16 protein-coding genes are annotated in these 18908 nt (G+C 62.9%); 9 read left to right on the forward strand and 7 right to left on the reverse strand.

The window, feature by feature from the left end; translation table 11 throughout:
* Nucleotides 1–100: 100 nt before the first annotated feature.
* The 3 genes from gatB to gatC are packed head-to-tail and all read right to left on the reverse strand — an operon-like array spanning nt 101 to nt 3312.
* Nucleotides 101–1546 (reverse strand): Asp-tRNA(Asn)/Glu-tRNA(Gln) amidotransferase subunit GatB, encoded by a 1446-nt coding sequence (gene gatB, locus ACLEJR_RS13750; protein ID WP_440814586.1) that lies wholly within the window; start codon nt 1544–1546, stop codon nt 101–103.
* A 10-nt stretch (nt 1547–1556) separates the two neighbouring features.
* Nucleotides 1557–3008: an Asp-tRNA(Asn)/Glu-tRNA(Gln) amidotransferase subunit GatA gene (gene gatA, locus ACLEJR_RS13755; protein WP_440793764.1), complete on the reverse strand. Its 1452-nt coding sequence runs from the start codon at nt 3006–3008 to the stop codon at nt 1557–1559.
* 16 nt (nt 3009–3024) lie between these two features.
* Nucleotides 3025–3312 (reverse strand): Asp-tRNA(Asn)/Glu-tRNA(Gln) amidotransferase subunit GatC, encoded by a 288-nt coding sequence (gene gatC / locus ACLEJR_RS13760; RefSeq protein WP_053152244.1) that lies wholly within the window; start codon nt 3310–3312, stop codon nt 3025–3027.
* A gap of 214 nt (nt 3313–3526) precedes the next feature.
* Here gatC and mreB point away from each other — a divergent pair, with 214 nt between their 5' ends.
* From mreB to tldD, 8 genes are all read left to right on the forward strand, one after another.
* Nucleotides 3527–4564 (forward strand): rod shape-determining protein MreB, encoded by a 1038-nt coding sequence (gene mreB, locus ACLEJR_RS13765; RefSeq protein ID WP_002555108.1) that lies wholly within the window; start codon nt 3527–3529, stop codon nt 4562–4564.
* Nucleotides 4565–4705: 141 nt separating this feature from the next.
* Complete coding sequence (gene mreC, locus ACLEJR_RS13770) at nt 4706–5833, forward strand: rod shape-determining protein MreC (RefSeq protein WP_440814766.1); 1128 nt, start codon at nt 4706–4708, stop codon at nt 5831–5833.
* Complete coding sequence (gene mreD / locus ACLEJR_RS13775) at nt 5830–6318, forward strand: rod shape-determining protein MreD (RefSeq protein WP_440793766.1); 489 nt, start codon at nt 5830–5832, stop codon at nt 6316–6318. Before mreC ends, mreD begins: the two co-directional genes overlap by 4 nt.
* 180 nt (nt 6319–6498) lie before the next feature.
* On the forward strand, nt 6499–7104 hold the full coding sequence (locus ACLEJR_RS13780) for a Maf family protein (RefSeq protein ID WP_440814588.1): 606 nt from the start codon (nt 6499–6501) through the stop codon (nt 7102–7104).
* 44 nt (nt 7105–7148) lie between these two features.
* Nucleotides 7149–8606 (forward strand): ribonuclease G, encoded by a 1458-nt coding sequence (gene rng, locus ACLEJR_RS13785; RefSeq protein WP_018613976.1) that lies wholly within the window; start codon nt 7149–7151, stop codon nt 8604–8606.
* Between the two features lie 60 nt (nt 8607–8666).
* A complete protein-coding gene (locus ACLEJR_RS13790; RefSeq protein ID WP_440814591.1) occupies nt 8667–12470 on the forward strand; it encodes a YhdP family protein in 3804 nt (1267 codons plus the stop codon).
* Nucleotides 12471–12606: 136 nt separating this feature from the next.
* Nucleotides 12607–13470: a carbon-nitrogen hydrolase family protein gene (locus ACLEJR_RS13795; protein WP_440814593.1), complete on the forward strand. Its 864-nt coding sequence runs from the start codon at nt 12607–12609 to the stop codon at nt 13468–13470.
* A 5-nt stretch (nt 13471–13475) separates the two neighbouring features.
* Entirely contained in the window at nt 13476–14918 is a 1443-nt protein-coding gene (gene tldD / locus ACLEJR_RS13800; RefSeq protein WP_440793772.1) for a metalloprotease TldD, read from the forward strand.
* 162 nt (nt 14919–15080) lie between these two features.
* Here tldD and yjgA read toward each other — a convergent pair whose 3' ends face one another.
* Nucleotides 15081–15605, reverse strand: coding sequence for a ribosome biogenesis factor YjgA (gene yjgA, locus ACLEJR_RS13805; RefSeq protein ID WP_440793774.1), 525 nt, complete (start codon nt 15603–15605; stop codon nt 15081–15083).
* A gap of 108 nt (nt 15606–15713) precedes the next feature.
* Here yjgA and pmbA point away from each other — a divergent pair, with 108 nt between their 5' ends.
* Nucleotides 15714–17060 (forward strand): metalloprotease PmbA, encoded by a 1347-nt coding sequence (gene pmbA, locus ACLEJR_RS13810; RefSeq protein ID WP_440814596.1) that lies wholly within the window; start codon nt 15714–15716, stop codon nt 17058–17060.
* A 230-nt stretch (nt 17061–17290) separates the two neighbouring features.
* On the opposite strand, the gene ACLEJR_RS13815 is transcribed toward pmbA, so the two are convergent.
* From ACLEJR_RS13815 to ptsN, 3 genes are read right to left on the reverse strand one after another with little or no spacing between them, the layout of a single operon-like run.
* Nucleotides 17291–17566 carry an HPr family phosphocarrier protein gene (locus tag ACLEJR_RS13815; protein ID WP_440793778.1) on the reverse strand — a complete coding sequence of 92 codons (276 nt, stop codon included), beginning with the start codon at nt 17564–17566 and terminating at the stop codon, nt 17291–17293.
* 15 nt (nt 17567–17581) lie between these two features.
* Nucleotides 17582–18439: an RNase adapter RapZ gene (gene rapZ, locus ACLEJR_RS13820; protein WP_440814598.1), complete on the reverse strand. Its 858-nt coding sequence runs from the start codon at nt 18437–18439 to the stop codon at nt 17582–17584.
* Nucleotides 18440–18441: 2 nt separating this feature from the next.
* A complete protein-coding gene (ptsN, locus tag ACLEJR_RS13825; protein WP_440793782.1) occupies nt 18442–18906 on the reverse strand; it encodes a PTS IIA-like nitrogen regulatory protein PtsN in 465 nt (154 codons plus the stop codon).
* Between the last annotated feature and the right edge of the window lie 2 nt (nt 18907–18908).

An 18908-nucleotide genomic window follows, 5' to 3' on the forward strand; every position in this document is an offset into this window, starting at 1 on the left:
TTTCCCCACGTCGGTGTGGGGGGAAAAAACGTTGGGGAGGGGGAGCAATCTCCCTCTCCACTGGGGAATGAGCCAGACTTGCGGACTGGCTCCATCGCACTCAACCCTCGAGCTTGCTTTTGAGCAGTTCGTTGACCTGTTGCGGGTTGGCCTTGCCCTTGGAGGCTTTCATGGCCTGGCCGACGAAGAAGCCGAACATCTTGCCGCGCTTGGCTTCGTCTGCCGCACGGTACTGTTCGACCTGCTCAGCGTTGGCCGCGAGCATTTCATCGAGCACGGCGCTGATCGCCCCGGTGTCGGTGACTTGCTTCAAGCCGCGCTTGTCGATGATCTCGTCGGCGCTGCCTTCACCGTTGGCCATGGCTTCGAACACCATCTTGGCGATCTTGCCGGAGATGGTGTTGTCCTTGATCCGCAACAGCATGCCGCCCAGTTGCTCGGCCGAAACCGGTGAGTCTTCGATTTCCAGGCCCTGCTTGTTCAGCAGGCTGCCCAGCTCGACCATCACCCAGTTGGCCGCCAGCTTGGCGTCGCCACCGATGCCCACGACTTTCTCGAAGTAATCCGCCTGTTCGCGGCTGGTGGCCAGGACGTTAGCGTCATAGCTCGACAGCCCGAACTGCGCCTGGAAGCGCTCGCGCTTCTGCGGTGGCAGTTCCGGCAGCGTGGCACGTACGTCATTGAGGAAAGAATCCTCGATGACTACTGGCAACAGGTCCGGATCGGGGAAGTAACGGTAGTCGTTGGCTTCCTCTTTACTGCGCATCGGACGGGTTTCGTCCTTGTTCGGGTCGTACAGGCGGGTCTGCTGGATGACCTTGCCACCGTCCTCGATCAGTTCGATCTGGCGCTGGATCTCGCTGTTGATCGCCTTCTCGATGAAGCGGAACGAGTTGACGTTCTTGATCTCGCAGCGCGTGCCGAATTCGACCTGCCCTTTAGGCCGGACCGAGACGTTGCAGTCGCAGCGCAGCGAGCCTTCGGCCATGTTGCCGTCGCAGATGCCCAGGTAACGCACCAGCGCGTGGATCGCCTTGACGTAGGCCACGGCTTCCTTGGCGCTGCGCATGTCCGGCTCGGAGACGATTTCCAAGAGCGGGGTGCCGGCACGGTTCAGGTCGATGCCGGTGGCGCCGTTGAATTCTTCGTGCAGGCTCTTGCCGGCGTCCTCTTCCAGGTGGGCACGGGTGATGCCGACGCGCTTGACCGTGCCGTCTTCCAGGGCGATGTCCAGGTGGCCCTTGCCGACAATCGGCAATTCCATCTGGCTGATCTGGTAGCCCTTGGGCAGGTCCGGGTAGAAGTAGTTCTTGCGGGCGAACACGTTGTGCTGGCCGATCTCGGCGTCAATCGCCAGGCCGAACATCACCGCCATGCGCACCGCCTCGGCGTTGAGCACCGGCAGCACGCCGGGCATGCCCAGGTCGACCAGGCTGGCCTGGGTGTTGGGCTCGGAGCCGAACGTGGTGGCGCTGCCGGAAAAGATTTTCGACCGGGTGGTGAGCTGGGTATGAATCTCCAGCCCGATCACGACTTCCCATTGCATGTGTTTCTCCTCAGAAGCCGGTTGGGGTGCGAGTGTGCCAGTCGGTATTGAGCTGGTACTGGTGCGCCACGTTGAGCAGGCGGCCTTCCTGGAAGTACGGCGCGAGCAGTTGCACGCCCACCGGCAGGCCATCGACGAAACCGGCCGGCATGGACAGGCCGGGCAGGCCGGCGAGGTTGGCGGTGATGGTGTAGACGTCTTCCAGGTAGGCGGCCACCGGGTCGCTGTTCTTGGCGCCGAGTTTCCAGGCCGGGTTCGGCGTGGTCGGGCCGAGGATCATGTCGACCTCGTTGAAGGCATTCATGAAGTCGTTCTTCACCAGGCGGCGGATCTTCTGCGCCTTGAGGTAGTAGGCGTCGTAGTAGCCGGCGGACAGCGCATAGGCGCCCACCATGATCCGACGCTGCACTTCGCTGCCGAAGCCTTCGCCGCGGGAACGCTTGTACAGGTCTATCAGGTTCTGCGGGTTTTCGCAGCGGTAGCCGAAACGCACGCCGTCGAAGCGCGACAGGTTCGAGGACGCTTCCGCCGGAGCGATCACGTAGTACGCAGGAATCGCGTGTTGCATGTTCGGCAGGCTGATCTGCTTGATGACCGCGCCGAGTTTTTCCAGCTCTTTGATGCTGTTCTGGATCAGGTCGGCGATGCGTGGGTCAAGGCCGGCGCCGAAGTACTCTGCTGGCACACCGATACGCAGGCCTTGCAGCGAACCGTTGAGGCCGGCGCTGTAGTCCGGCACCGGTTCGTCGATGCTGGTGGAGTCGTTCGGGTCGAAGCCGGCCATGCCTTGCAGCAGGATCGCGCAGTCTTCGGCGGTGCGCGCCAGCGGGCCACCCTGGTCCAGGCTGGACGCGTAGGCGATCATGCCCCAGCGCGACACGCGGCCATAGGTTGGCTTGAGGCCGGTGAGGTTGGTGAATGCGGCCGGCTGGCGGATCGAGCCGCCCGTGTCGGTGGCGGTGGCGGCCGGCAGCAGGCGCGCTGCCACGGCCGCGGCGGAACCGCCGGACGAACCGCCCGGTACATGTTCCAGGTTCCACGGGTTTTTCACTGCGCCGTAGTAGCTCGACTCGTTGGCCGAACCCATGGCGAATTCGTCCATGTTGGTCTTGCCCAGGGTCACGGTGCCGGCAGCGGCCAGCCTGGCGACCACGGTGGCGTCATAGGGAGCCTTGAAGTTGTCGAGCATCTTGGAACCGCAGCTGGTGCGGATGCCCTGGGTGCAGAACAGGTCCTTGTGGGCGATCGGCGCGCCGAGCAGGGCGCCGCTCTCACCGCCTGCGCGACGGGCATCGGCAGCCTTGGCCTGGCTCAGGGCCAGTTCTTCGGTGAGGCTGATGAAGCTGTTGAGCTGCGGGTCCAACTGGGCGATACGCGCCAGCAGGGTTTTGGTCAGCTCTTCGGAGGAAAACTTTTTGTCGGCGAGTCCGCGAGCGATCTCGGCCAGGGTCATGTGATGCATGAGAGGCTCTTTCCCTTTAGTCGATGACTTTCGGAACCAGGTACAGGCCGTTTTCGACCGCTGGCGCGATGGACTGGTAGGCCTCGCGGTTGTTCGGCTCGGTCACGACGTCGGCGCGCAGGCGCTGGCTGGCTTCCAGTGGGTGGGCCAGCGGTTCGATACCGTCGGTATTGACCGCCTGCATCTCGTCGACCAGCCCCAGAATGCTGTTCAGGGCAGAGGTGATGTGTGGAAGATCGGCTTCATTGAGGCCCAGGCAGGCCAGATGAGCGATTTTTTCCACGTCGGAGCGTTCAAGCGCCATGGGATTCTCCAGTGGAAAACAAAACGGACGCAGTTCGTCCGTGTGTTAGATTGTCGGAACACTACCGCAGTTCTACAGCCTTACGGCCGCGATTGTAGGGTTTGGTGCACAGAAAAGCGGCCAATTTAACATATTGGCGCCTTGCCCAAAATCCCTGTCGTTGTTAGAGTTTGCCGCACTTTTTTACCCACGCGTTGCCTAGGGTCCCTTTCCCATGTTCAAGAAACTGCGTGGCATGTTTTCCAGTGATCTTTCCATTGACCTGGGCACTGCCAACACCCTTATTTACGTGCGCGAGCGCGGTATCGTCCTGAATGAACCCTCGGTCGTGGCTATCCGCACCCACGGCAACCAGAAAAGTGTCGTGGCTGTCGGTACCGAAGCCAAGCGCATGCTGGGCCGTACTCCGGGCAACATCGCGGCCATTCGCCCGATGAAGGACGGCGTGATCGCCGACTTCAGCGTTTGTGAAAAGATGCTGCAGTACTTCATCAACAAAGTTCACGAAAACAGCTTTCTGCAGCCCAGCCCACGCGTGCTGATCTGCGTTCCATGCAAGTCCACCCAGGTAGAGCGTCGCGCCATCCGTGAATCGGCCCTCGGTGCCGGTGCCCGTGAAGTGTTCCTGATCGAAGAGCCGATGGCCGCTGCCATTGGTGCCGGCCTGCCGGTTGAAGAGGCCCGCGGTTCGATGGTCGTCGACATCGGTGGCGGTACCACCGAAATCGCGCTGATCTCCCTCAACGGTGTGGTCTATGCCGAGTCCGTGCGCGTGGGCGGCGACCGCTTCGACGAAGCGATCATCACCTATGTGCGTCGCAACTACGGCAGCCTGATCGGCGAATCCACCGCCGAGCGCATCAAGCAGGAAATCGGCACCGCCTACCCGGGCGGCGAAGTGCGTGAAGTCGACGTCCGCGGCCGCAACCTGGCCGAAGGCGTGCCACGTGCGTTCACCTTGAACTCCAACGAAGTATTGGAGGCTCTGCAGGAGTCCCTGGCTACGATCGTTCAGGCGGTCAAAAGCGCCCTGGAGCAATCGCCGCCGGAATTGGCGTCGGACATCGCCGAGCGCGGCCTGGTGCTGACCGGTGGTGGCGCGCTGCTGCGTGACCTGGACAAACTGCTGGCCCAGGAAACCGGCCTGCCGGTAATCGTTGCCGAAGACCCGCTGACCTGTGTCGCCCGTGGCGGTGGCCGTGCATTGGAAATGATGGACAAGCACACCATGGACCTGCTCTCCAGCGAATAAGTCGCGCCGGGTGGTCTATGTTGTTCGCTCCCGGGCAGCACTTTGCAGTGCTGCCCGTTGGCGTTTATCTTCTGTCATTCGTATCCAGGCCGGTTTGATACCGTATGAATAAAGCGAACATTTGCCTGGGAGGAGCGGCCTATTAAACCGCTTTTTGCCAAAGGCCCCTCATTGGGTGTGCGCCTGCTGGTGCTGGCCGTGCTGTCGGTCGCGCTGATGGTGGTCGATGCCCGCTTCACGCTGCTCAAGCCTGTGCGCAGCCAGATGTCGCTGGTGTTGATGGAGTCCTACTGGATCACCGACCTGCCGCAGCGCTTGTGGCAAGGTGTGGCCAGTCAGTTTGGCAGTCGCACCGAGCTGGTAGCCGAAAACGAGAAACTCAAGACCGAGAACCTGCTGTTGCAAGGGCGCATGCAGAAGTTGGCGGCCCTCACCGAGCAGAACGTGCGGCTGCGCGAGTTGCTCAATTCTTCCGCGCTGGTCAACGAGAAGGTCGAAGTGGCCGAGTTGATCGGCATGGACCCGAACCCCTTTACCCACCGCATCCTGATCAACAAGGGCGAGCGCGACGGTGTCGTGCTTGGCCAGCCGGTGCTCGACGCCCGCGGCCTGATGGGGCAGGTGGTGGAGTTGATGCCGTACACCGCCCGCGTGCTGCTGCTGACCGACACCACCCACAGTATCCCGGTGCAGGTCAACCGCAACGGCCTGCGGGCCATTGCCAGCGGCACCGGCAACCCGGAGCGCCTGGAACTGCGCCATGTCGCCGATACCGCCGACATCAAGGAAGGCGACCTCCTGGTCAGCTCGGGCCTCGGCCAGCGCTTCCCGGCCGGTTATCCGGTGGCGACGGTCAAGGAAGTGATACACGACTCCGGCCAGCCCTTTGCCATCGTGCGTGCGGTACCCACTGCCGCGTTGAACCGCAGCCGCTACCTGTTGCTGGTATTCAGCGATAATCGCACCCCGGAAGAGCGGGCCAACGACGCTGCGGTGGCTCAGGAAGCCCAGGACCGCCAGGGTGCTGAACCGGTCGCTCCCGGCGCCCAATCGCCAGCTGCGGTGCCGGCCACCGTGCCCAAGCCCGCACCGACTGCGCCGGCGGCCGCGACGCCTGCGGCTGCCCCAGCCGCCGCGCCTGCCGCGCCCTCAACTTCAACCCGTCCGGCCAGTCACGCGCCGGCAACGCAGCATGCCCGACCTGCGGCCAGGCCACCTGCTGCCACCCCGGCTCCCGCGCCGGCCACCAGGGGAGCACGAGAAGAATGAGCAGTACCCGATCCGGCAACGGCTGGATAGTCTGGCTGACCTTCGCCATCGGCCTGCTGCTGAGCGTTTCGCCGTTGCCGCAGTTCATGGAAATCCTGCGGCCCCTGTGGCTGGCTTTGCTGCTGGCCTTCTGGGCGCTGGCCTTGCCGCACAAGGTCGGGATGGTCACCGCATGGTGCCTGGGCCTGGCCGAGGACGTGCTTTATGGCACGCTGCTGGGGCAGAACGCGCTGATCCTGACCCTGATCACATTCCTGGTCCTGTCGCTGCAACAACGCTTGCGCATGTTCCCCATGTGGCAGCAATGCCTGGTGATCCTGGTGATCTTCGGCCTGGCGCAACTGGTCCAGCTGTGGCTCAGCGCGCTGACCGGCAATCGCCAGCCGACCCTGGCGCTGGTGCTGCCGGCCCTGGTCAGCGCCTTGCTCTGGCCCTGGGTCAGCTTCGCTTTGCGCGGCCTGCGCCTGCGTTTCAAGATCAACTGAATTCGGTCAGGAATCTACGTTTTCTGATTGAAATCCCTGTGGTGAGGGAGCTTTGTGGCGAGGGAGCTTGCTCCCGCTCGACTGCGCAGCAGTCGCAAAGTTCTGGGGCCACTTCGTGACTCAGCGGGAGCAAGCTCCCTCGCCACAAAAGCTGTTTGCATCCAGAGGGAGTTTATATCGATGAAACCGCTTTACCTCGCCTCCGGCTCGCCGCGCCGGCGTGAACTACTGACCCAGATCGGCGTGGCGTTCACCACTGTCAGCGCCGACATCGACGAAACTCCCCTGCACCACGAAAGCCCGGCGGCTTATGTCGAGCGTCTGGCTCGCGGCAAGGCCGAGGCCGGGCGCCGCGCTTTGGATGCCGGCGTGGACGCCTGTGTGCTGGGCGCCGACACGGCCGTGGTGCTGGACGGGCGGATTCTCGGCAAGCCGCTGGACCAGGCCGACTCGGTGGCGATGCTGCTCAGCCTGTCCGGCCGCGACCATGAGGTGTTGACCGCCGTAGCCGTGCTGGACGGCCAGCGTTGCGAATCCCGCGTAATCAGCAGCTGGGTGCGCTTTCGGCCCATCACCGAACAGGAGGCTCTGGCCTATTGGGCCAGTGGCGAACCCCGGGACAAGGCCGGCAGCTACGGTATCCAAGGCTTGGGGGCGGTGTTCGTCGCCGGACTCGAAGGCAGCTATTCCGCCGTTGTCGGCTTGCCGCTGTGTGAAACCGCGGAACTGCTGGGCCATTTCGGCATACCCTGTTGGCAAACCTTGAGCGCGCAGAGCGCCGACTGACCGATGCGGCCATAATCGTGAATATGTCTGAACGAGACCCTGCCATGAGTGAAGAGATCCTGATCAACATCACACCGATGGAATCACGCGTGGCGGTGGTCGAAAACGGAGTCCTGCAAGAAGTCCACGTCGAGCGCACGCAAAAACGCGGCATCGTCGGCAATATCTACAAAGGCAAGGTGGTGCGGGTGTTGCCGGGCATGCAGGCGGCCTTCGTCGACATCGGCCTGGACCGTGCGGCGTTCATCCATGCCTCGGAAATTTCCATGCGCGAGGGGCCTGCGGTGGAAAGCATCAGTGCGTTGGTCCATGAGGGCCAGAGCCTGGTGGTGCAGGTCACCAAGGACCCTATCGGCTCCAAGGGCGCACGCCTGACCACACAACTGTCGATCCCGTCGCGCTATCTGGTTTACATGCCACGCACGGCCCATGTCGGCATTTCCCTGAAGATCGAAGACGAAGCCGAGCGTGAGCGCCTCAAGCAAGTGGTCAGCGACTGTGTGGAAAAAGAAGGCATCAAGGAGGCCGGCGGTTTCATCCTGCGCACCGCCGCCGAAGGAGCCGGTGCCGATGAAATCCTCATGGACATCCGCTACCTGCGCAGGCTCTGGGATCAGATCGCCGCGCAGATCAAGACCATCGCCACCCCCAGCGTGATCTACGAAGACCTGGGCCTGGCGTTGCGCACACTGCGGGATCTGGTCAGCCCGAAGATCGAGAAGATCCGTATCGACTCTCGGGAAACCTTCCAGAAAACCACGCAGTTCGTCGCCGAACTGATGCCGGAAATCGCCGACCGCCTCGAACACTACCCCGGCGAGCGACCGATTTTCGACCTGTACGGGGTCGAGGACGAAATCCAGAAAGCCCTGGAGCGCAAGGTGCCGCTCAAGTCCGGCGGCTACCTGGTAGTCGATCCGGCCGAGGCCATGAGCACCATCGACGTCAACACCGGGGCGTTCGTCGGCCATCGCAATCTCGAAGAAACCATTTTCAAGACCAACCTGGAAGCGGCCACGGCCATCGCCCGCCAACTGCGCCTGCGCAACCTGGGGGGGATCATCATCATCGACTTTATCGACATGGAAGATGAAGAGCATCAGCGCCAGGTGCTGCGGACCCTGGAGAAACAGCTCGAACGCGATCACGCCAAGACCAATATCATTGGCATTACCGAGCTGGGCCTGGTGCAGATGACCCGCAAGCGCACCCGCGAAAGCCTTGAGCAAGTGCTTTGCGAGCCGTGCAGCAGTTGCCAGGGCCGAGGCAAGCTCAAGACCCCGGAAACCGTGTGTTACGAAATCTTCAGGGAAATCCTCCGCGAAGCGCGCGCTTACCAGGCGACCGGCTATAGAGTGTTGGCGAACCAGAAAGTGGTGGACCGTCTGCTCGATGAGGAGTCGGGCAATGTCGCTGAGCTGGAGGCTTTTATCGGTCGCACGATTCGTTTTCAGGTGGAAACCATGTACTCCCAGGAACAATATGACGTGGTGCTGCTCTGAAGGGCTTGGAAAGCGGCGTGCCCGCGAGTTCGAGTAACGCTGCCAGGGGAGCCCGTTGACATGGAGCGTCTGACACGCCTTTTGGCTACGCTGACCCGCTGGGGCCTGGGCCTGTGTGCGCTGCTGCTGGTGCTGTTGGCGTTGTATGTCAGCCTTGGGCGCGAGCTGGTGCCGCTGGTGGCTGAATATCGCGCCGAAGTCGAGAGTCGGGCCGCGCAAGCCCTGGGCATGCCCGTGCACATCGGCAGCCTGGAGGGCGGCTGGAGCACCCTGGCGCCGGTACTGGCGGCTCAGGACGTGGTGGTCGGCGATGGCGTGAACGCCTTGCACCTGGACCAGGTGCGGGCCGTGCCTGATGTCTGGCGCAGCCTGCTGACGCGGCAGGTGCGTATTGCCCATCTGGAAGTCAGTGGCCTGAAGATCAGCCTCAAGGAAAGCGCCGAGGGCAAATGGTCGCTGGAAGGCCTGCCGGTGCGGGACGACCAGCCCCTCGATCCGCAACAATTGCTGGAGCGAATACAGGTGGTCTCCCGGCTCTCGGTGCTCGACAGCCAGGTCACCTTGCAGCCACTGGACCAATCGCCGTTGACCCTGACCTACGTCGGCCTGAGCCTGCGCACCGGGGCCGTCCGCCAGCGCCTGGATGCTCGCCTGACCTTGCCTGACGGCCAGCCTGTGGCGATCAACTTGCGCACGCGGATCCGCGCCGCCGATTGGAAGAATGGCGAGGCCGACGTCTACCTGAGCTTGCCCCAAAGCGACTGGTCGAAATGGTTGCCGAAGCGTCTGACCCGGCAGTGGAATTTTTCCCGGATCCAGGCCGGTGGCGAATTCTGGCTCAGTTGGGGCGCGGGCACGCTGCAAAGCGCGGCGATGCGCTTGAACGCGCCGCAACTTCAAGGTGCGTACGCCGAACGCAAGCCGGTGCAGATCAACAACCTGGCCCTGAACGGCTATTTCCAGCGCGGCAGCCAGGGCTTCATCGCGACCTTCGACTCCCTGGCGATGAACCTGGGTGAGGTCCGCTGGGAGTCACGCCTGCAACTGCAACAGAGCAATGCCACGGACAAGGCTGAGGAGCTGTGGCATCTGCAAGCGGATCGCCTCGACCTGACGCCGCTGACCCCATTGCTCAATGCCTTGGCGCCGTTGCCGGAGGGTGTCGCGGCGGCGATCGACCATCTCAAGGTGACGGGCGGGCTGCGCAATGTATTGTTCGATTACCGGCCGCAGAACAGCGGCGATCAGAAAGTCAGCTTCGCCACCAACCTGGACACCGTCGGCTTCGATGCCTATCGGGGCGCCCCGGCGGCGCGCAACGTATCGGGAAGCCTGAGTGGCAATCTGGGTGGCGGCGAGCTGCGCATGGACAGCAAGGATTTTTCCCTGCACCTGGACCCGATCTTCGCCAAGCCCTGGCAATACCTGCAAGCCAACGCACGGCTGACCTGGAAGCTGGACAAGCAAGGCTTCACCCTGGTCGCACCCTATTTGAAAGTGCTGGGCGAGGAGGGTCGGATTGCCGGCGACTTCCTGATCCGCCTGCATTTCGATCACAGCCAGGAAGACTACATGGACCTGCGGGTCGGCCTGGTGGATGGGGATGGCCGCTACACTGGCAAATACCTGCCGGCGGTCCTCAGTCCGGCACTGGACGAGTGGTTGCGGACGGCAATCGTCAAAGGCGCGGTAGACCAGGGTTTTTTCCAGTACCAGGGCTCTCTGAACCACGGAGCAAGCGATGCGGCCCGCAGCATCAGCCTGTTCTTCAAGGTGCATGACGCCGAACTGGCGTTCCAGCCGGGCTGGCCGTCGGTCAGCAAGGTCAGCGGCGACGTCTTCGTCGAAGACAGCGGAGTGCGCATCTATGCCAGCCAGGGGCAGTTGCTGGACACCCAGGTCAAGGATGTCTCGGTAGAGGTTCCCCATGTGCCCAGCGGACAGAATTCCCACCTGCTGCTCGATGGCAGTTTCGTCGGGGGCTTGGGCGATGGCCTGAAAATCCTCCAGACAGCGCCAATCGGAACGGCCGAGACGTTCGCCGGTTGGGAAGGCGAGGGTAATCTGCAAGGCAGCGTGAAGCTCGATATTCCACTGGTCAAAGGCGAGCAACCGAAGATCCTGGTGGACTTCGCCACCGATAATGCCCGGCTCAAGCTCAGCGAGCCGGTGCTGGAGTTGACCCAGCTCAAGGGCGACTTCCGCTTCGACAGTAGCAAGGGGTTGAGCGGCAAGAACATCGGCGCCCGGGCGTTCGACCGGCCCGTGACCGCACAGATATTCGCCGAGGGCCGGGCGGGCGCGCTCAATACGCGGGTAACCGCGTCCGGGCGGGTGGAGGTCAAGAAACTCACTGACTGGCTGAACGTGACCCAACCGTTGCCCGTCTCCGGCGTGGTGCCTTACCAGCTGCAAGTGATACTCAACGCAGCGGACAGCCAGCTGTCGGTCAGCTCCAATCTCAAAGGCGTGGCCGTGGACCTGCCGGCGCCTTTCGGCATGGCTGCCGATGCCGGGCGCGACACGCTGTTTCGCATGACGTTGCAGGGGCCGGAGCGCCGTTATTGGGTCGACTACGGCGACCTCGCCAGCTTCACCTACGCCGCGCCGAGCGGGAAGGTCGCAGATGGCCGCGGCGAGTTGCTGTTGGGCGATGGCGATGCAGTGCTGCCGGGAGCCAAGGGGCTACGCCTGCGCGGGAACCTGTCGGAGCTGGACGTGGGTCCCTGGCAGGATCTGCTGAGCAAGTACGCCGGCCAGGACCCGGGAGGCAGCGCCAGGCAATTGCTTAGCAGTGCCGATCTTAAAGTCGGCAAGCTCACAGCCATGGGCACGACCCTGGACCAGGCCGCACTGCAGCTGGACCGCAAGCCGGAAGCCTGGGCCTTGCAGCTCGACAGCCAACAGGCCAAGGGCAGCGTGATCGTGCCCGACGCAAAGGCTGCGCCGATTGCCATCACGTTGGATTATGTCCGCCTGCCGGCCGCCGACCCTACCGTGCAGGCCGATGAAAACGCTCCGGATCCGTTGGCATCGGTCGACCCAACCAAGATCCCGGCGCTGGACATCGCTATCGACCAGCTGTTCCAGGGGCCCGACCTAGTGGGGGCATGGTCGCTGAAGGTCCGGCCGACCGCCAAGGGCATCGCCCTGAACGCATTGGACATGGGCCTCAAGGGCATGGTGCTGAACGGCAGCGGCGGCTGGGAGGGCGTGCCCGGGTCCACCACCAGCTGGTACAAGGGCCGGATCAGCGGCAAGAACCTGGCTGACGTGCTCAAGGGCTGGGGTTTTGCGCCGAGCGTGACCAGCCAGGAGTTCCGCCTGGATGTCGACGGGCGCTGGCCCGGTTCGCCGGCCTGGGTCGCCACCAAACGCTTCTCCGGAAGTCTCGATGCCTCGTTGAGCAAGGGGCAGTTCGTCGAAGTCGAGGGCAGCGCCCAGGCGCTGCGGGTCTTTGGCCTGTTGAATTTCAACTCCATCGGGCGGCGCTTGCGCCTGGACTTCTCCGACCTGTTCGGCAAGGGCTTGAGCTACGACCGGGTCAAGGGACTGTTGATCGCCAGCAACGGCGTCTACGTAACCCGTGAGCCCATCACCTTGACAGGGCCGTCGAGTAACCTGGAACTCAACGGTACGCTGGACATGGTGGCCGACCGGGTCGATGCCAAGCTTCTGGTCACGTTGCCGGTGACCAACAACCTGCCGATCGCCGCGTTGATCGTCGGGGCTCCGGCAGTGGGCGGGGCGCTGTTCCTGATCGACAAACTGATCGGCGACCGCGTGGCGCGCTTTGCCAGCGTAAGATACGACGTCAAGGGGCCGTGGAAAGAGCCTAAGATTACCTTCGATAAGCCGTTTTGATTGACTAAACAATTCACTGTGGGAGCGAGCTTGCTCGCGATGATGCAGGTATATCCAACATCTATGTTGACTGGTACACCGTAATCGCGAGCAAGCTCGCTCCCACAGGGGCACCACCAAGCAAAGGAGAACGGCCATGCCAGTCGCAGTCATCCAAATGGTCAGCCAGAGCGACGTACTCGCCAATCTGGCCCGGGCTCGGCTGCTGCTGGAGCAGGCGGCGGCCAAGGGCGCGAGGCTGGCGGTGCTGCCCGAGAATTTCGCCGCCATGGGCCGGCGGGACATTGCCGATATCGGTCGCGCAGAAGCCTTTGGTCAGGGGCCGATCCTGCCCTGGTTGAAACAGGCCGCCCGTGACCTCAGGTTATGGATCGTGGCCGGTACGTTGCCACTGCCGCCGGTGGATCGGCCCCAGGACAAAGCCCATGCCTGTTCGCTGTTGGTGGACGATCAGGGCCAGATCGTGGCGCGCTATGACAAGCTGCATCTGTTCGATGTGGATGTGGCGGACAATCGTGGGCGCTATCGCGAGTCCGATGACTATGCTTATGGCAGCAATGTGGTGGTCGCCGACACACCCGTCGGTCGGATTGGCCTGACGGTCTGCTACGACCTGCGTTTCCCGGAGCTCTATAGCGAGCTGCGGGCCGCCGGAGCCGAACTGATCAGCGCGCCGTCGGCGTTCACCGCGGTAACCGGTCTCGCCCACTGGGACGTATTGATCCGTGCCCGGGCCATCGAGACCCAGTGTTATGTGCTGGCAGCCGCCCAGGGCGGCGTGCATCCGGGGCCACGGGAAACCTTCGGCCATGCCGCGATCGTTGATCCGTGGGGCCGGGTGCTGGCGCAACAGGATCAAGGCGAGGCCGTGCTGGTGGCCGAGCGCGACGGCAACGAACAGGCGTCCATCCGGGCGCGCATGCCGGTGGCCAGCCATCGGCGCTTTTTCTCGCAGGGCGCTCGACAGCGGCCTGTCCAAGACGACGAATTCAAGGCGTAAAACATATGAGCGGGTTGTTGTCCTCAGTCAGTGAACACCTTTTAGCCCCCGGCGGCGTGACCCTCGAAAGCCTGCAAGGCGTGCTGGGCGAGCTGGCCGGCCCGGGCATCGATGCGGCCGACCTGTATTTCCAGGGTCAGATTTCCGAGTCCTGGTCGCTGGAAGACGGCATCGTCAAGGAAGGCAGCTTCAATCTCGACCAGGGCGTGGGCGTGCGTGCCCAGTCCGGCGAAAAAACCGGCTTTGCCTACAGCAATGCCATCACGCTCGAAGCCCTGGGCGCTGCGGCACGTGCGGCCCGTTCGATTTCCCGAGCCGGGCAGAACGGTACGGTCCAGGCCTTCAGCAGCCAGGATGTGGCGCAACTCTATGCGCCGGACAACCCGCTGGAAGTCATCAGTCGTGCGGAAAAGGTCGAACTGCTCAAGCGTATCGATCTGGCGACCCGTGCCCTCGATCCGCGTATCCAGCAGGTTTCGGTGAGCCTGGCTGGCGTCTGGGAGCGAATCCTGGTGGCCTCCACCGATGGCGGCCTGGCGGCGGACGTGCGGCCGCTGGTGCGCTTCAACGTCAGTGTGATCGTCGAGCAGAACGGTCGTCGCGAACGCGGCGGGCATGGCGGCGGCGGGCGCACCGACTATCGCTACTTCCTCAGCGAAGACCGCGCCATGGGCTATGCTCGCGAAGCGTTGCGCCAGGCATTGGTCAACCTGGAGGCCATTCCCGCCCCGGCCGGTACCTTGCCGGTGGTACTGGGCCCTGGCTGGTCCGGCGTGCTGTTGCACGAAGCGGTGGGGCATGGGCTGGAGGGCGACTTCAACCGCAAGGGCAGTTCGGCCTACAGCGGACGCATGGGCGAAATGGTCGCCTCGAAACTCTGCACCATCGTTGACGACGGTACGCTGGCCGGGCGCCGCGGCTCCCTCAGCGTGGATGACGAAGGCACCCCGACCGAATGCACCACGTTGATCGAGAACGGCGTGCTCAAGGGCTACATGCAGGACAAGCTCAATGCCCGCTTGATGGGCGTGGCCCGTACCGGCAATGGACGGCGTGAGTCTTATGCGCACCTGCCGATGCCGCGCATGACCAACACCTACATGCTGGGCGGCCAGAGCGATCCGGCGGAAATCATCGCTTCGGTGAAAAAGGGCATCTACTGCGCCAACCTCGGCGGCGGCCAAGTGGACATCACCAGTGGCAAGTTCGTGTTTTCCACCAGCGAAGCCTATCTGATCGAAGACGGCAAAATCACGGCACCGGTCAAGGGCGCAACCCTGATTGGCAACGGGCCGGAAGCCATGAGCAGGGTGTCGATGGTCGGTAACGACCTCGCCCTGGACAGTGGCGTAGGGACTTGCGGCAAGGACGGGCAATCGGTGCCGGTAGGCGTCGGCCAGCCGACCCTGAAGATTGATGCGATCACCGTGGGTGGCACGGGCGCGTGATATTCAAAGGTATGCATGAATCGTGGCGAGGGAGCTTGCTCCCGCTCGGTCGGTCCGACGCCTCGGGCGCGGCGACCGCATTGGGGCTACTGCGTAGCCCTGCGGGAGCAAGCTCCCTCGCCACAATAAAGGCAACTCCCAAAGGGGAGTGGGTGTGAGCGATCAACGCAAGCCGCGTTGGGTTTCGTCCAGCTCACGGATGTACTTGAAGATTTTACGGCTCGAAGCCGGTGGCTTGTTTTGCGCCACTTCGTGCTGGGCCTGACGGATCAGGGAGCGCAGCTGCTGGCGATCGGCCTCGGGGTAGTCGATGACGAATTTTTCCAGGGTGCCGTCATCGCCCGCGATCAAGCGATCGCGCCAGCGTTCCAGGTTATGGAAGCGTTCGTTGTACTGGCGGGTGGAGGCATCGAGTTGATCGAGCAGGACCAGGATGGCGCTGGTGTCCTGGTCGCGCATCAGTTTGCCAATGAATTGCAGGTGCCGTTTACGCGCGATATTCGCGGTGTGCTTGGGCGCATCGGCCAGGGCCCGGCGCAAGGCGTCGGTCAGTGGCAGTTTGGCCAGCAAGTCAGGCTTGAGTGTTGTCAGGCGCTCGCCGAGGTCAACCAGAGCATGCAGCTCGCGTTTGACCTGGGATTTGCTTTTTTCACCCTCGTAGAGGGAGTCGTCGTAAGAATCAACCATGGTGGCAGTCCGCAAAGAAACGCCGCCATGATAACCAGTCGGGGGCCACTTGTCCGGCCCGGTCGCTCGAAGGCCGTTACCGAAAGCAGAATTTGAGTGGAGAACACCATGAGTGCAGTTCAGAGCGTCGGCCCGCAAGCGTTGCCGGCCCTGCAGGAACAAGTCGAGCAGATCCTCGCCGAGGCCAAGCGGCAGGGCGCCAGTGCGTGTGAAGTGGCGGTATCCCTTGAGCAGGGCCTGTCGACCTCGGTGCGCCAGCGCGAGGTGGAAACCGTCGAGTTCAATCGCGATCAGGGCTTTGGCATCACCCTGTACGTGGGCCAGCGCAAGGGCTCGGCCAGCACTTCGGCCAGCGGCCCGGAAGCCATCCGGGAGACGGTCGCCGCTGCGCTGGCAATCGCCAGGCATACCTCCGAAGACGATGCCTCGGGCCTGGCCGATGCTGCGCTGATGTGCAAGGAACAGCGTGATTTCGACCTGTTCCACGCTTGGGACATCACTCCCGAACAAGCCATCGAACAGGCGCTGCGTTGCGAAGCGGCGGCGTTCGACGCCGACGCACGGATCAAGAACGCCGACGGCACGACGCTCAACACGCACCAGGGCTGCCGGGTCTACGGCAACAGCCACGGCTTTATCGGTGGCTACGCATCGACCCGCCACAGCCTGAGCTGCGTGATGATTGCCGAGGCCAATGGCCAGATGCAGCGCGACTATTGGTACGACGTCAATCGCCAGGGGCCGTTGCTGGCGGACCCGGTGAGCATCGGCCAGAAAGCCGCGCAGCGGGCCGCCAGCCGCCTTGGCGCGCGCCCGGTGCCGACATGCGAAGTGCCGGTGCTGTTTTCGGCGGAATTGGCCGGCGGCTTGTTTGGCAGTTTCCTGTCGGCGGTGTCCGGCGGCAACCTGTACCGCAAATCGTCGTTCCTCGAAGGCGCGCTGGGCCAGAAACTGTTCCCGGAGTGGATGACCATCGACGAGCGCCCGCATCTGTTGCAGGCCATGGGCAGTGCGGCGTTCGATGGCGATGGCCTGGCGACCTATGCCAAACCGTTCGTGGAAAACGGCGAGTTGGTGTCCTATATCCTCGGCACCTATTCGGGTCGCAAACTGGGGATGCCGAGCACCGCCAACGCCGGCGGCGTACACAATCTGTTCGTCACCCATGGCGAGGAAGACCAGGCAGCGTTGCTGCGACGCATGGGCCGTGGTCTGCTGGTGACCGAGCTGATGGGCCATGGGTTGAACATGGTGACCGGGGACTATTCTCGCGGTGCTGCAGGGTTCTGGGTGGAGAACGGCGAGATCCAGTTCCCGGTCCAGGAAGTGACCATTGCCGGGAACATGCGCGACATGTTCAAGCAGATCGTGGCGGTAGGAAGCGATCTGGAACTGCGCAGCAACATCCGCACCGGTTCGGTGTTGATCGAACGGATGATGGTGGCGGGGAGCTGAGGCCTGATGCATAAAAAAAAGGCGCGTCATCTTTGGATGTCGCGCCTTTTTTTTATAAACCAGAAATCCCCGTGGCGAGGGAGCTTGCTCCCGTTCGGCTGCGCAGCAGCCGCAAAAACTCAGCGACAATGAAGATTGAGGTAGCCCGATGGATGGGGTCTGCTTCGCAGACCAGCGGGAGCAAGCTCCCTCGCCACAAAAAGCCAGTCTCAAATGTGCATTGAGAAAGCTTACTCGCCCTCATCAAAATAGTTGTTGATCAACGCTACCAGCGCATCCATCGCTTCCTGTGCTTCATCCCCTTCCGTTGCCAAGTGGATCTTCGTGCCCTTGCCGGCGGCGAGCATCATCATTGCCATGATGCTCTTGCCGTCGATCATCGACTCGGGGCTGCGACCGACCCTGATGGTGGTGTCCTTGAATCGTCCGGCAACCCCGACGAACTTGGCCGATGCCCGGGCGTGCAGGCCCAGCTTGTTGATGATTTCAATTTCCTGAGCGGGCATCGCGGTGTGAATCCTTTAGCTGAGGTCGCGGTGGCGAACCTGGACGTTCTTCAGGGACTGTTGCAGGAGCTGACCCAGGCGTTCGGTCAGGTAGACAGAGCGGTGATGGCCGCCCGTGCAGCCAATGGCAATCGTGACGTAGGCACGGTTGCTGGCGGCAAAGCGGGGCAGCCACTTGAGCAGGTAGCTGGAAATATCCTGGTACATTTCCTCGACGTCCGGCTGTGCGGCCAGGTAATCGATCACCGGCTGGTCGAGTCCGGACTGCTCGCGCAATTCGGGTTTCCAGTAGGGATTGGGCAGGCAGCGTACGTCGAACACCAGGTCGGCGTCCACGGGCATGCCGCGCTTGAAACCGAACGATTCCACCAGGAACGCCGTCCCCGGCTCCGGCTGGTTGAGCAGGCGCAACTTGATCGTGTCACGCAGTTGATAAAGGTTCAGGTGCGTGGTGTTGACTTTCAGGTCCGCCAAATCGGCGATGGGCCCCAATAACTGGCTTTCATCGTCGATAGCTTCGGCCAGGGAGCGATTGGCGTTGCTCAGCGGATGGCGCCGGCGGGTTTCGGAAAAGCGCTTGAGCAGGGTCTCTTCGTCGGCATCCAGATACAGCACATCGCACTGGATATGCCGGCTGCGCACTTCCTCGAGCAGTTCCGGAAAGCGCGACAGGTGGCTTGGCAGATTGCGTGCATCAATGGACACCGCCACCAGCGGCTGCGCCAGCTCGGTATGGATCATCGCACGTTCGGCCAGCTCCGGCAGCAGCCCGGCGGGCAGGTTGTCGATGCAGTAGTAGCCGCTGTCTTCAAGCACGTTGAGGGCCGTGCTTTTACCGGAGCCGGAGCGACCACTGACGATGATCATGCGCATGTTTAATGACCGTTCTGCTCGTCCAGGACAACCTGATACAAGGCTTGGTTATTCGGTGCGCTGCGCAGTTTGTCGCGCACTTCCTTGCGGTCCAGCATGCTGGCTATCTGGCGCAGCAGCTCGAGGTGCGCATCGGTCGCCGCCTCCGGGACCAGCAGTACAAACAGCAGGTCGACCGGCGCGCCGTCGATGGCGTCGAAATCAATGGGGGCTTCAAGGTGCAACAGCGCGCTGATGGGCGCGGTACAACCCTTGAGGCGGCAGTGGGGAATGGCGATGCCGTTGCCAAAACCGGTGGAACCGAGTTTTTCACGGGCGACCAGGGCCTCGAAGACGCCCTGCATTTCCAGATCCGGCAGGTCGCTATGGATCAGGGTGGCGATTTGTTCGAGGGCTTTCTTTTTACTGCCGCCCGGCACGTTCACCAGGGAACGGCCGGGGGTCAGGATGGTTTCTAGTCGGATCATGG

Origin of the sequence: Pseudomonas sp. SMN5 (assembly GCF_052041925.1) — a bacterium.
Classification (GTDB): domain Bacteria; phylum Pseudomonadota; class Gammaproteobacteria; order Pseudomonadales; family Pseudomonadaceae; genus Aquipseudomonas.